The organism is Microcoleus sp. T2B6, from assembly GCF_036700475.1.
GTDB lineage: Bacteria > Cyanobacteriota > Cyanobacteriia > Cyanobacteriales > Microcoleaceae > Microcoleus.
In genome coordinates this window covers 8,306-23,473 of sequence record NZ_JAUBOZ010000022.1, presented here as the reverse complement: position 1 = coordinate 23,473, position 15,168 = coordinate 8,306, and the positions used below count along the sequence as shown (strand labels likewise).

The window sequence follows — 15,168 nt, the reverse complement described above, 5'->3', positions numbered from 1 at the left end:
CTAGGATTTGTCCCAAGTTTGACCGATCCGGGGATGACTGTTCATCTGTCTAGAAGGGTAGATAATTCTACTTTCCACCGTAATAAAACGCAACTTCTTTATCTTTCAGCGGTGCGAAGTCAGCAGCAACTAGCATTTTATCGAGTTCGTTTTGGGGCAGATGTTTGACACCGATTCGGACAATGCGCGATCGCATTGTATTTGACACGCCACTGCGCTGTCTGCCGGCTTCTAATCCCATCACTTGCTTGTAGAGGTCTAATTTTGCTTGCGGAATCGGAGTACCGTCAAAGTCGATTCCAGAGGCGATCGCAACATCGATCGCATCTGCACCAGTTGTAGATTGAGCCGCTGAGTTTGTTTCTGAAGACATTGTGCAAATTAAAGAAAAAGGACGATCGTCATTAAAAGTAGTTTAGTCCTAAAAGTGCCAAAAGTGAAATAAACTAAACATATTCGATTAAGGACTATTGGACTGAGATATTACACAAATGTCAGCAACAGGCAAGATGCCTGTTCCACAAGAAAATTAATTCTTTGTGGAACAGGCATCTTGCCTGTTCAGAAAAGGCTTATGGAAATTGGTGCAAGATATCACTTTAACACAAGGGCGATCGCACTTAGCATTTCTTCAAACAACGGATTGCCAAAACTCATCAATTGCAGTGAAGCATTTTCGTCAAAGATATCCGGGTAAAATGTGATATAATAATCGCGACTTTTATAGTTAAGCTGCCAAGTGCGATTTTCCGATTTGTTGAAACTCGCGCCAATGTGTTTTAAAATCAAAGAATTGACAAACAAATTTTCGATTGTTTCAGGAAACAGAGAAGTCGGCGGCAAAGGTTGACGGATTTCTTGCAAGTCTGATTCTACATCCATCGCTACCATTTCATCGAGGGCAGGGCCGCGAGGCGGCGCGTCTAAAATGCGATCGAACTCTCCCAACAAAACGCCCTCTTCTTCGGGATCTGCACTCATCACAGCCTGTTCGATGAAAGTGGGAACTGTTGCGAGAATCGGTTGCAAATTGCCGACCACGGTTTGAAAAGCATCGATGCGATCGCGCAATTTCTTGTAAACCTTCGCCTCTACCGTTCCGTCATAGTAAAAATTGTGTATTCTGACGGTATCATAAATCTGGCCGATGCGATCGAGTCGGCCGATGCGTTGTTCGACTCGCATGGGATTCCAAGGCATATCGTAGTTGATTAAAACGCCGCAAGTTTGCAAATTTAGCCCTTCCGATGCGGATTCGGTACAAAGTAAAATTTTGATGATTCCTTCTCGGAATTTGGTTTTGATTAGTTCTTTCGGAAAAATTCGCCATTGGCCATTTTGATACAATTCTCCGCCGCGCCCGGAATAGCAAGCAATCTGAGCACCATATAATTGTTGTAAAGCGCTGCGGATATAATCCATTGTGTCGGTGTACTGCGTGAAGACGATCGCACTTTCGCGCTGGATTAGTTCTTGACGCAAAATTGTGATAAAATGCGAAAGCTTGCTATCTTCGCCTGTATTCTCGAACTGATAAAGTAAATCTTCTAAATACTTAATTTCTTCAGGATCTGCTGGTTCAAAATAAGATTCCATTCCTTCCAAAATCACATCATCCGCCTCATCTAAATCCTGAAAATCATCCTCAGTAATGCTAATTCCATCGAGGCGGCGCTGTAAGGATTCGCGGATGGCATAAAACGAACTTGTCAGGCGTTTGCGGTAAAGAGTCATCAAAAATCCTAACGCTTTGCGGTTGTCTTTTTGCGCTAGATTGTAAAAGTGGCGCACGTAATTACTGACGGCGAGATAAAGCGGGACTTCGCGCTTATTTTCTAATGTAATCGCATTATCTCGGACTGCGCGGTGGGGAATATCGCGATCCAACAATCCCCGCTGATAGTATTGGCGCAAAGTGTCGCGGGTGTGGCGGAACATCAAATCTTTGAGGGGAGTATTGACTGTCAAATATTGGCGGGAAGCGGCGATAAAATCCGTGTCTTCAGCAACTTGTTTGGGGTTGACTCGCTGGTTTTTTTCCCACACATCGCGCAACTTATAATATAGTAGCCGATCGCTCTTTTGGAAATATTGCTGCAACCGAGCACAGGGCGAACCTCCTTGCTGGAAGTAATCTACAGACATCAGTTGCCAAAAATTCAAGGTTTGGCGATCGGGCTTTTCCGACAATGTGCTAAAATAATTGCAGAAATTCTCACCATAAGACCAATGTCCCCGGAGTCCGAGAAGGTGCAATAAATCGAAAACTTCGATCGCATCAATCTGCATCGGCGTGGCGGATAATAACAATAGCGATCGGCTTTTTTCTTTCAACTGCTGCATTAACTGTAACAACCGATTCGGAGTTTCCTTGCGGTTTTGCGGGCTTTGGCGGCGGGCGTGATGCGCTTCATCCAGAATCACCAAATCCCACGGTTGCGCGTCTAAAAGCTGTTTTGTACGATCGCTCCGACGGACTAAATGAGATGATGCTAAAATGAGATTTTGGGAATTCCAAATATTTTCCTCCCCTGACTGACTCCTCTCCCCATAGGAATTTTTTAATTCACCTTTGTTGTAACTCCAAAAATGCAAATTAAATTTTTCGCGCAATTCTTCGTGCCATTGCGGCTGAATGCTAGCGGGTGCTAAAATTAACACACGTTTGACTTTTTGGCTGACAAGCAAGTAACGGAGAATCAACCCAGTTTCGATAGTTTTTCCCAATCCAACTTCATCCGCAATTAAGAAACTTTTCGGAAAATTTGCCGCCACTCTACGCAATATTTTAATCTGATGCGGCCAAGGTGCGATCGGAATTGATTTTAAACAATAATCGAGACAACTCGGCGAAGCATACAAATTGAGAAGCGGTTCAAATTTAGCATAATCTTGAGATAACTCCAAATCCCCAACACCTCCTCCTAAATCCCGACTCCTAACATCCGTTACATCCGTTACATCCGTTACAAAATCCGTTGCCGAACCTTCCTCATCCGTTACATCCGCTACATCCGTTACATCCGTTACATCCGCTACAAAATCCGCTGCCGAACCTTCCTCCCGATTCCACACAGGTTTACTGCTGGGCGCGTATTGTAACAGCTTATTTTTCACCGCTTCCGGCACTTCAAAAACGCGCACATTCGGCGATAAATTGTTCCATAACTGTTCAAACCGAAAAATCTCTTCAGAAACTCGTTCTGCATCTCGACCGCCTTCCCAAGCACAATAAACGTGGAAAGATTCAACGTTGCTTTCCCAACCGCTGAGAGATTCGTTATTGGAACCGCTAAAGGCTAATTGTGCGCCGTTACAGTCGGTAAAAATGCCGACTTTTTCGTGAAAAATATGCTGGCGATCGAGTAAACTTTCAGTATCTATTGGTAAGCCGTTAGATTTGAGGGGAACGGCAATTTTAATATCGAGATAACTGTTTTGAATCAGCCAACTGAGGATTTCAAAATGTTTGAGTTGGGCGAAGGTTTTGGGCGGCTGTAAATCGGTATCGAGGCGCATGGTAACTGCATCTCGGAGGGCGTAACCTTGTTGGATAGCTTGCAAGTCTTGCGGGCTGAATTGACAGCCCATGATTAACCGCATCCGCCCTTGATTGTGCAGCATGGCGCCCAATCCCTGCGCTACTTTACTGAGGATGGCGCTGTTGAAAAAGCCGGATTTGCGATCGTACTGTAGAGCACATTCTAGCGCGGGAATGTAGAAATCGGCGATCGGGTTATTTTCGTTGCTCGAATAGCTGATGCGCCAGGGATAATCTTGTAAATTCATGTTATTAGTTATTAGTTATATGCCGCAATCCTCGATCCCCCTAAATCCCCCTTAAGAAGGGGAGTAGGGGTTGACTTTGAACACTCTTGTCCCCCCCTTCTTAAGGGGGGCTAGGGGGGATCTCTTCTCTTGTTAGTTAGGTTTTTATCCTTGGGTGGGGGCGGGTTTAGGAGATAATTAATCTTAGGCAATTATTGTTGGTAAAACCCGCCCCTACGAGATGGCAAATTGTACAAGCATTAATCAACCGGACTTGATATAATATCTTTTTCTAGAGGTGGAATCTCATCAGCAGAAAGTGTCACGACTTTTCCATCTTGCCAAATACTAATTGATTGTCCGAGTCGGCGGTGTTTCTCGATCGCCTGTGCGATCGCCTTTTTAACACCAGCATCGATTTTTTGATGCAGGGGTGAGAGGGCGGGTTGTTCAGGATTCATCGATACCTCCAGTAATTTGGTTCCAGATTTCCGATCGATAAACAATGCGCTTTCCCACAGTCCGCCAGGGAATGAATTCCCTGGCTAATAGCGAAAGTCCTCTAAAGAGGACTGATGAGTTATTCCTATCATCCCTCTTTTGTCACTTGTGGCAGACAATATTATTAATATTTAATATTATATTAAATCATAATTATTAAATCATAATTATTAAATACTAGAAATTATTCAGTCCTCTTCAGAGGACTTTCGCTTTGAGGCAGGGAATTCATTCCCTGCCGGACTGCCGGACTGCGGTTTTTGCCTGAAGCCGAACTGCGGGTTTGACCTTAAATTGACCTAACCCAAATCTAAACTCAACTGTCCCTCAAACGGAAGTTCCATCTGTTGATAAACAACCTTCGCCTTAATCTCATCCATCGCCAACCACAAATCTAACAAAGCCTTCTCCTCCGGGATGCGTTTCTTCTCATCCCCAATACGCGGAATCACTTTCAGCGCCACTTCTATCGCCCGCATGAAATTATCGTTATCAGTCAAAGCGGTTTTTTTCATAAACTCGCGCACGATTTGAATATCTCCGTCCTCCTGATACAAACCGATAATCGCGTGCAATCCATCCACTAAATAGGTAATCGAAAAATCTTGCGGATTGACCGAAAAAGCTCCTTTTTTCAGCCGCTGTTTCGGTGTCAAAAATTTGCAAGTGCCGCTAGTCGAGTCAATTAATTTGTAGACTTTTGCTAAATCAACGACGTTGAAACCGCCGACGGCGAGGGCGAGTTGTCGCGCTTCATCGAAGGGGAACTCGACAGCGCCGAAGGCATCCCACGCCAGGAAATACCACTGCGTCAGGGCGTCAAATCCGGCGGTATCGGTTTGTGCAAGTTTGCGGAAGCGATAGTTTGCAATGGCTTTCCTGGCTTCAGCAAAAGCAACTTCCGGGCGCACTTCTTCGCCGCTGCTGTTGAGGATGGGATAGGAACGGCTGAACACATTTAAAGCCGGGCCAAAGGCACTCAGGTAGAGGTTGATGCCTGGGCCTTTTTTTAGTCCGCTTGGAGTAGTCACTTGCAAGGCTTCCTCTAATTCTGGGGCTTTCATAAAAACCTGGTTGCTGACTTCAACTCGCAAATCATCCCACCAAGCTTGGGCGGCGTTAGGATCGCGTTTGCGACAGACGAGGAGCACTGTACTAGAAACCGAGTTTTTATGCGCTTGGTGCAAGTTTTGCGGGTTTTCGGTACTGACAGCCCAAGATGCGGTAATCTCGAAACCGGCATCGATGAGGGATTTTGTGAGTACGTCCCACGCGCCGGATTCTTTGTGGTTGAATTGGACTGTCATCACGCCGTCATCGCGCAAAACTCGGTAATATTCGCTAAAAGCTAGCACCATTTTTGCTTCGTAATCTTGTTTGGCGAGTTCGTCGGGGGATGTGCCCATGTTGCGGAAACGCGACGGGTTGGCTACCGCTTCTCTATCTTTGTCGGTGAGTTCTGAGTAGAATAAATCGGGGAATATATCGCCTAATGTGCGCTTCATCCAGACGTAGAAGAAGTCGGAAATTTCGGCATATTGGATGGTGCCATAGTAAGGCGGATCAGTGATAATGGCATCGACGGATTTGTCGGGAATGTGGTAGAGGCTATCGGCTGATACGGCATTGATTTGGATAGTTTTTGGGTCGTATTGTTCGATGCCGGCTAAGCCAGTTGAGTGGGGTTTTGTGCCGAATAAAGCACAGAGTTTTGTATAATCAGATGTCAAGGCATCTACACACCAATGCCATAAGCGGTTAATCCCATTAACTTCAGGATAGTTCCACATTAAGTTTAATGCGTGTTGTCCGCTAGCAAGCTGAATTTGTGACGTAGTTCCACTCCAATGAGTTAAGCGAGAATTAGCATCAACACATCTATTTAAAACCAAAGCTAGATAAGTTGCGATCGCCTCTACCTTCTCCGGTTCGTACTCAGCCTTTAGCAGCGCCTTAGCTTCGTTGATAATTTCTACATAAGTGACAAGCGTTAAAAGCTGACGGGGATTAAACATATCTTTCCATGTCGGGCAAAATATTCTGATTTGCTCATCCAAATCTTTGCCTTCAGGAATTAATTCAATTGGGATTAAATTTTGATGGTGTAAATTTTCTATAGTTTTATAAAAACAATTTTCCACTTTTTCTATCGCGGTGATATCAATTTGAGTAGGAATTCTAAATTCTAGACTTCCTTGACCTTGTTTATAGGCTACTGCATATAATTGATAACCTAAACGTTTTTTAGCAGCTTGCATAATAACACTATTTTCTATCACGGTATCGCAATTGGGGCATTTACCCACACCTCTGCTAATCGTGTTATGAACACTCGGATCGTACTCACCCGCATCCGTTTTAATAGTCGATTCCTTGCCTTTCTTCCCCTTCACCAACTCAAAATCAACCCGCTTCTGTTCCAAGTTAGGAATTGGTTTCACCGCATACCAATCACTTGTAACTTTTCGGATTTCTCCCTTTCCTGCATAATTACTCGTCTTACTCAACCACCAATTCGGACTCAACGGCACAACCGACTGACAACTCGGACAAACCACCGTATGAGCCCACAAATAATTCTGCACCGTTTCCCCCGGTAAAGAAGGGAAAAACTCAGTTAATCTTTTCTCGGCTTCATCCCCCACCCATTGCACCCATTTATCAATATCCTCCTGCAAATCCGGGCCAAATTTCAGCGGATATTCCATCGCCGCCTTCATCGTCACCACCGCCACCGGATTGAGATCCGACGCCAACACATTCAACCCGTACCGCGCCGCCTCAAACGGAATGCTTCCCCCACCCGCAAACGCATCTAAAATCGTCGGCGTGCGATTCCCCCACACCTTCTCGCAATAGTCATGAACCTTTTTAATTCGCACCGAAGAGGGGGGAGTTTTGTAGAGTTTAATTTCCTTCCCCGGTTCCAATCCCAGCAAATATTCAAACTCTTCTGGAGAGATATCTGCAGGTAAAATCGACCCCAACACCGAAGCGCGAGAAAACGATAAAGGTTTGCGCGAATACCAGCGATGCAATCCTTTAAATGGATTGCCGCCGTGTTCGTAATAAACCTGCTCGTTGAGCAGATTTACGGGCATGATTTTCTCGATGAAGAGGTGAGGGCGCATGATTTTTGGGTTGTTGGTTGTTGGTTATTTGTTATTGGTTATTTGTTATGTGCCACAATTCTCGATCCCCCTAAATCCCCCTTAATAAGGGGGACTTAGACTTGAAATCTTGTCCCCCCCCTTCGTAGGGGCGGTGCCCCCGTGCCCGCCCTTGGCTAGGGGGGATCTCCGGGTTGTGCCTCCTAGCCAGCCCCTAAAAGGACTCATTCCCAACTCCTATAGCAATCCTAAATGATTCAGATAAATTTGTAGGGGTAGTGCTACCCCTACTCCCCGTGCCTACCCCCTATCTATCGGGCAACCACGGGGGGATTGCCCCTACAATAATTATGAGAATGATTTAGGATTGCTATATGTGCATTGGTATTATCCCAAAATTTCTCGCTCAACTTTCAAATACCTCCGTCTTTTCAATGATAAACCATTCGTGGTACAATACTGCCAAGAAAAACTCTTCTCCTTTTGGGCGATCGCACACAGCCATATATCCAGATGCCGACCAGTGATCCTCAAAAGTTGTATCCTTAAGAAACAGAGTCAGCGAGTTGCCATCCGCACTCCAAATTGTCCGCAAAATCGTGATATTTTGGTGATGCAATGCTTCAATCGGCAACAACACCCACCGCCCCTCAATTTCCATAAATTCCGCTGCGGCGTATCTAAATTCAGACTCCCATCTAAACGGCCCTTCATGCTTCTCAATAATCCCATCCCAGCGCACTGTTTTAATTTTGGCTAAAGTTTCGTTTGACAAATCAGCTACTTTCATAAAATTAATCTCCTCATAAATTTTGCTTGTTTGTATCGAAGTCTCGATCCCCCCTAACAAGAGGGCGGGCACGGGGGCACCGCCCCTACACTCGGGGGGGACAAGAATGCGCTACCACCAGAGAAACCGGGTTTAACTGGTTCCAAGGCTCTGCCTGGGAACCCCTGTCTAGAGGCTCTGCCTCGTTTGTGGCTGGGAAAGATTGGAGGCAGAGCCTCCTGATATGCGTTACCAGGCAGAGCCTGGAAACGAGTAGATACGTCAAATCCGCTACTTTCACAATTTCAATCTCCCAATAAAATTCGCAAAGCTTTCAAAGCATTTGAACGATTGCCATTGGCAATTTTTCCAAACCAATAATGTGCCTCTTCATTACTCATCGCCATAATCCCTTCTGCAATATTCGCAATTCGTTCGGTTTTCGATAGCGGTTGCAGCGATTGAAATAAAAGCGCCAAACTCACCCCCGATTCTTCTGATAATATATAAGGAGTTTGTCGCTGCTGAGATAAACTTTTCGGGTCGTAATTATTCGCTTTGAGAGTTGCATAAATTGTTTGTCTGGCTAAAACCAGAGCATTTCCTTTGAGTCGCCCCAATTTTTTAGCAGCAGGACGTTTTTTCTCTCCCGCTTTCTTGTAAGCACATTGGTATAGTTCCAAAGCGAAGTTGTTATTATCTATCGGTAAAACTCGTAATTGAAATTCTTGCATGAGCTATGGGCGGGGCGGGTTTAGGAAATATTTTATTTGAGGCGTAGATGGTTGGTAGAACCCGCCCCTACATGGCACTAATTATACAACAATCAATCTCTACATCGTATCATGTCCGATCGATCGCGATTCGTGTAGGGGCGGGTTCACCAACCATCTACGCAATCAACCAACCATCTCAAAAACCCGCCCCGGCCTATGTATTATGCGGGTATGTTAAAAGAGGTAGATTGGGATTTATCGTGGGGTAGGGGCGGGTTTTTGAGATGGTTAATTTTTGCCACATATTGTTGGTTAACCCGCCCCTACATTTCAATACAATAATTAATTTACACATCATATCATGTTCGATCGCAATTCCTGTAGGGGCGGGTTCACCAACCATCTCCGCAATCAACCAACCATCTCAAAAACCCGCCCCGGTCTATGTATTATGCTAGTATGTTAAAAGAGGTAGATTGGGATTTACCGTGGGTGGGGGCGGGTTTTTGAGATTGTTAATTTTTGCCACATATTGTTGGTGAACCCGCCCCTACATCTCAAATTACCGTGGGGTGGGGGCGGGTTTTTGAGATTGTTAATTTTTGCCACATATTGTTTGTTAACCCGCCCCTACATTTCAATATATCACCCTTGCCGTTAAATTTAAACGCTCTACTGGATTGCGATCGAGCGTTTGTTTTATACTATTAATGTCCGAGGCACTTGCTGACAAAGCTGGATTGAATTCTAAGGCGAGTTTCAAACTAACCTCTGCTTGCGCGTCGGGACTGTTCAACAAACTGTTGATAGTCGAGAAAAAGCTCTGAAATCCACGCAACGCCCCTTGATATTCCAGCCGCACAAATTGGTCGCCGGTTTGAATGGTTACGGTTTGATCGATTTGCGGTTGCCACCGCTGCAATAGGGCAATTGCCGTTCCCAATTTACGATAATCCATTACTTGATCCACAGACAATTCTAGCACTTCGATGCCTTGCACTTTGTAGTCGCTAATGCGATCGCCCAATCCCGTAAATACCGCACTTATCGTGCCGTCAATTTCGATAACCGTCGGTTTCGCCTCCCACAAAGTCCCCGGTAGCGTTTCCACAACATAAGGAGGATTTGTGATCTCTCCCACGGTAGGAACTTGAGGATTTAGATTGACATTGGTTGTTTTTTCTGCTGTCTCACCGTTACCGTAATCGGCCACCACACGAAACATAGTGTTATTAACAATGGTGGCGTCATACTCATCGGAAGGGAAGAAATTTCCCGGCACTAAAGTATTATCTTGATACAAACTAACCGTCAATGCTCCTTTCGCTTTCCACCTCACCCGCACGGGTTTTGCCGCTTCTGCACTGGGCATCAATTGAGCGCTGAGTTCCACTTCTTTGGGCGCTGGAGGTTCGAGAATGCCGCGCTTGTATAGGGAGGCGCGATCGCTAAATTCGATCGTCTCCGGCAGTGCCAACACGCTATCATCGGTTTTGATAAATAGTCTCTCCCCGACTTTCATATCCCAACTGCCCATTTTCAAACCGTCGCGAATCGTCTCCCGCAGCATCGAAACTTCCGCATCAAGGAGAATATTCAAACTCCAATCCTTAGCAAAAGCATCGCGCAGCGCCTTAGTCGTCCAACTATCCAACCCCGCAGGCCACACTTTTTGCAGGATAAAAGCCGGGGCGAAAGGTTTAGCTTCTTCCGGGCGAATCTTGCCGCAATCTTTTAGGGCTTTAAGAATCACATCTTGCTGGTTGTTTTTGCCTTTCACCATACTCGCATCCTGGGCGGTAAGAGTGTAGTGCATCAATCCTTTCGGTGCTTTTACTTGGTCATTTGAAGGATAAAATAAATGGCGGTAAGCATTAGTCAAAGATACTCTCACAGCTATATCTTTTGCGCCTTCCCGTTCCTTCAATTGCTTCTGCTGGCTTCCCGATAAATCTGCCAGCCGATTCTGACTTTTGAGAATATTTTGAATAGCTTTATATTCTCTGGCATTGTCGATCGCAGTTTCTAATTCTAGCCGATTTGCCACCAAAAATAACAACCGATTCCGGTAGGTGCGAAACTTCCCCGATTCGCCGCTATTGTTAAAAATTCTCTCGATTAATTCCGGGGCTGCGTCGGTAGAAGCATTCACCGTCGCATCGTCAAAGTCGATCGCGCACAACGCCACCTCATCCGGGTTGTCGTCTACATCTCCGGGACTTTCGATATTAGAAACTAAGGTAAAGAATTTTTTGGCAAAAATGCTATCCCGGCGAGTTCGCAAATCTTCTTTCGCCAATACTACCCCGACTTGTTCCTTCTCCTCGGTGATAATTTTGTTGATCGAAGGTTCTTCTTTAAACCTGGCTAAAGATGTTACCGGATCGGAGTCTAAATACCAGGCTACCTTCGTCAATCTTTCTAAAGCGCGATCGACAAAACCGCTGTCAACCCCCGGAGTCAGCAGCGACAAATTCAACTCAGCCAGCCGAATACCCGAAGAATTTCCCTGAGTCAGAGAATGCAAAAATATTGTTCTGCTTACCCAAGTAGAAAACGGCGGTTTTCCCGCTGCTATCCATTCCCCGTCTTGCAATTGTGCGTAAGCCGCCCTACCATCGGCATTGTAGATATCAGCGCGGATCGCATTCTGCATTGGCGATCGTTGCAACCGAGAAGTCAGATCATTAGTAATTTCGCCATCCATCCCCACGGGAATATGATGCGTGTGAATCATCGGCATCCAACCGTCGCGATTTTCCCACAAATGCCGCACGACTTGCGCGAACAATCGCAAAGCGCCCCGCGTCTTCTGGAATTCGGGAATAGAAGCAATTTTTTTAGTAAGAAGATTGAACAATTCCGGGTGAAACGGATAACTTTGGGCGATCGCTTTTGAGTATGACGCATCTTTGCACCCATCGGGCAAATTAACGCGGCAATTGCGATAAGCAGCCAAATATTCCGATGCCGCTTTTTGCGCCGCTTCCTCGCTAACTCTGGCAAACACGCGCTGTTTAACGATGTTGTAAATTTCGATATCTGTAGAAGGGCTCAACACCCTTTCTTGTCTTGCGGAAGCGCGCATCGTTTCTTGCAATTCTGCCGTTTCTTCCCCAAAAGTATCTGCTGTCGAGGCGAGGGAATAAACCAATACTAAATTATCGCAGGCGGCCGCCAAATCCATCAGCGAAAATAGAAAAGCTACCACTTGTTTGGCTAAATCGCTTCTGCCAATTTGTTTCGCTTTTGCCGATCGCAAATACCGCGCAATTTCATCTAAAATAATCACAGTCGGCTGTCCCCCCGTCAACCGTTCTAACACCGAAGTACCGGGACTGACACCGCTTTGATCGCTGCCGTGTACTAACTGATAGCCTGAAATCCCGCCAATTTGGTAAGCAATTTCGCCCCAAAGAGTGTAGGTTGTCAAGCCGCTGTCCGAGTGATAAACTCCTTGTTCTGGGTCTAAATCTCGACCGTCGATCGCTGCAACGGCGATCGGGCGATCGGGAATAACGCTAATATCTGTAAAGCGTTCCAATCCGTGAATTTCTCGCCCTTGCTTGCAGATATGCCAGAGTGCAATTTCATCGTGAGTTTTGCCGCCCCCAAAACTCGTTTCCAAACGAACCACCCCCGCCCCGGCGCTTTGCTTCATCAAGCGGCTGAAAACTTCCCGGATTAGGGTTTTAATGCCATCAGTTGCGAAGGTATTGGCAAAGAATTTATTAGCATCTTGATAAACTTGAGGTGCAGTTCCTTCGACTACCAGCCGCAATTTTGCTGCAAATAAATCTAGAGACAAGTCTCCCGATAAAATCTCATCTCTGGGCACGCAGGTATCAAAGATTAATGGCAGCATCTAACGATCCTTTGGTGTTGGGTAAATGATTAAAATCTACATTTCCGCCGCTAACAATCACGCCAATCCTCGCATTTTCAGCCTGCACCACACCTGACAACAAAGCCGCCGCCGCTAACACTCCTGTCGGTTCAACAACTATCTTCATGCGTTCCCACATAAAAAACATTGTGCTGCGAATTGCCTCTTCTGAAACTGTTGCCATATCATCAACATAATGCAGAACCAAAGGAAAGGTTAATTTCCCCAAAGATGGCGTGCGCGCACCGTCAGCAATCGTATCCGGGTTAGTAACAGTTTGCAGCGTTTTCGTGCGGAACGATCGCGCAGCATCGTCTGCTTGCTGGGGTTCTACTCCTATTACTTTACACTGCGGAGACAAAGTTTTTGCTGCGATCGCGCATCCCGACAGCAAACCCCCGCCACCACAGCAAACCAGCAGCAAATCTAACTCCCCAACTTCTGCGATTAATTCCAGGGTCGCCGTACCTTGTCCCGCAATTACCCACGAATGATCATAAGGAGGAATAATTGTCAAGTGTCGCTCCTCGGCAATTTTGGCGGCGAGATCTTCCCGCGCAACTTGAGTGCGATCGTACAAAATAATTTCTGCGCCGTAGCCGCGAGTCGCCTCTTGCTTGACTTTTGGCGCATCTGCCGGCATCACCACAGTAGCAGGAATTTGTAGCAACTGTGCGGCAAGGGCGATCGCCTGCGCGTGATTTCCCGAAGAAAAAGTCAACACTCCCCGCTGTTTTTGGGCTTCAGATAGCTGAATCAAAGCATTGCAAGCACCCCGAAATTTAAACGAACCCGTGCGCTGAAAGTTCTCGCACTTGAAAAATACCTGAGAATTTGTGCGTTTGTTGAAAGTTTCCGAAGTCAGCACCGGCGTCTTGAAAGCTTTGCCCTGCAAGCGATTTGCCGCCGCCTCCACATCTGCAAAACTGACTGATAAAGGATTTTGGGCACAGAAGTCGGCACTCATAGATTTTAGATCTGGGCGATCGAGGACTCTATTTGTAGGGTGGGCATTTCCCGCTTTACTCCTACCATTAAATTATAAATTTTTATCATAAGCTTATTAAGAATTATCATTAGCGGTTGCGCTTAATTGTTAAAAAAGCTGTGGACTAAAATCAAAGTTATGACAATTTACTATCAAAAATCAAAGGGGCGTTTGTACTTGCACAGGAGAGGGATTAAGGAATACAAATTTAACCACCGCCCGATTAATTGTAGGGAAACAGCACGGCGCAGTGTCCTGATTTTCGGTAATATCAAATCCATTGGCATCGGAATTATTCATCTCTCTCTTCCCTTTCTCTGTATCCTCTGTGTCCTCTGCGGTTTAATTATTCCCATACAATCGGCATGGATATAACGGGTAAAATAAACCGGATTGGATGGTGAAATTGCCCTCGCGAGTGCGATCGACTTCAACCATCGACAACAAGGCAAAAGAGAACACGGCAATGCCATTTCCCTACAAAAAAAATAGCAGCTAAATTGTTTAACAATTACCAAAAAAAAGGACACAGCATGGCTGTGTCCTTACCCGTATCTTGTAGGGACACAGCATTGCTGTGTCCCTAACCGTACCGATATCCCGATTAGGATTCTTGCCGTTTAGAACAAGAACAATTCAGAATTACCGGAAACTCCTAAATCGACATCGACAGTGGCAAACAAACTGTTACCACCAACCGTAGAACCGTTGCTATCGTAATACAGTTTAGTAGACGCAGACAAACCGTCGTAGATAGCCATGATGGACGGCCCGGTTAAATTTAGTTCGAGATCAGTTACAGAAACTGTGCTGCTGTAAACGTAGAAACTCGAACCCAAAGGCCCAGATCCGGTCGTAAAGGCTGCAAAACCAGTGCTGTCGAGGTTAATTTGATCCTCAGCAGTGCTGTAATTGGTAATAAAATCGCCGCCGTCAGCAGTAGTTCCGGTGAACACAAACACATCCAAACCAGCACCGCCGTTGAGAACATTGGTTCCCACACCACCGATTAAAGTGTCATTCCCCTCGCCGCCGTTTAGAGTATCGCTACCCGCGCCGCCGAAGATGCTGTCGTTACCTAAACCGCCGTCGAAAATGTCGGCCCCAGAACCGCCGTTCAAGATGTCAGCAAACTCAGTGCCGGTGACGTTATTAGCTGTCGCACTTCCTGTAAATAAGACAGGAGTGGTGAAGTTGTAACCGCCAACACCAGAACCGAAGTTGTTAACTCCGCTTGTCGGGAAAGTACCGGGATTAGTGATTAAATCCACAACGCTGCCGGAGCTAGTAGTAGTACCAGTCGGAGAAGTACCATTGGCAGAAGGTGCGATCGTACCTGTAAATACAAAGTCTGCCGTTCCCAGATTGCTAGCAGCCGTACCCAGATTCGCAATCAAGGTAGAACCAGCCGCCTCCGTACCGTTCGAGTC

General features: G+C 45.9%; 9 protein-coding genes. All 9 read right to left on the bottom strand.

Features of this window, described 5'->3' with window-relative positions; translation table 11 throughout:
* Positions 1–67: 67 nt before the first annotated feature.
* Positions 68–373 carry a small RNA NsiR4-regulated ssr1528 family protein gene (locus QUA00_RS12460; protein WP_006635311.1) on the bottom strand — a complete coding sequence of 102 codons (306 nt, stop codon included), beginning with the start codon at positions 371–373 and terminating at the stop codon, positions 68–70.
* 221 nt (positions 374–594) lie between these two features.
* On the bottom strand, positions 595–3,789 hold the full coding sequence (locus QUA00_RS12455) for an SNF2-related protein (RefSeq protein WP_333409802.1): 3,195 nt from the start codon (positions 3,787–3,789) through the stop codon (positions 595–597).
* Positions 3,790–4,028: 239 nt separating this feature from the next.
* Complete coding sequence (locus QUA00_RS12450; protein ID WP_333409801.1) at positions 4,029–4,229, bottom strand: hypothetical protein; 201 nt, start codon at positions 4,227–4,229, stop codon at positions 4,029–4,031.
* 339 nt (positions 4,230–4,568) lie between these two features.
* On the bottom strand, positions 4,569–7,370 hold the full coding sequence (locus QUA00_RS12445) for a DUF1156 domain-containing protein (RefSeq protein WP_333409800.1): 2,802 nt from the start codon (positions 7,368–7,370) through the stop codon (positions 4,569–4,571).
* Positions 7,371–7,785: 415 nt separating this feature from the next.
* Positions 7,786–8,169 carry a hypothetical protein gene (locus tag QUA00_RS12440; RefSeq protein WP_333409799.1) on the bottom strand — a complete coding sequence of 128 codons (384 nt, stop codon included), beginning with the start codon at positions 8,167–8,169 and terminating at the stop codon, positions 7,786–7,788.
* 284 nt (positions 8,170–8,453) lie between these two features.
* Complete coding sequence (locus QUA00_RS12435) at positions 8,454–8,882, bottom strand: DUF7680 family protein (protein ID WP_333409798.1); 429 nt, start codon at positions 8,880–8,882, stop codon at positions 8,454–8,456.
* Positions 8,883–9,501: 619 nt separating this feature from the next.
* Entirely contained in the window at positions 9,502–12,729 is a 3,228-nt protein-coding gene (locus QUA00_RS12430; protein ID WP_333409797.1) for a DUF499 domain-containing protein, read from the bottom strand.
* Positions 12,710–13,717 (bottom strand): threo-3-hydroxy-L-aspartate ammonia-lyase, encoded by a 1,008-nt coding sequence (locus tag QUA00_RS12425; RefSeq protein WP_333204032.1) that lies wholly within the window; start codon positions 13,715–13,717, stop codon positions 12,710–12,712. Before QUA00_RS12425 ends, QUA00_RS12430 begins: the two co-directional genes overlap by 20 nt.
* A gap of 641 nt (positions 13,718–14,358) precedes the next feature.
* On the bottom strand, positions 14,359–15,168 hold an 810-nt coding region (locus QUA00_RS12420), incomplete at its 5' end, for a calcium-binding protein (protein ID WP_445305447.1).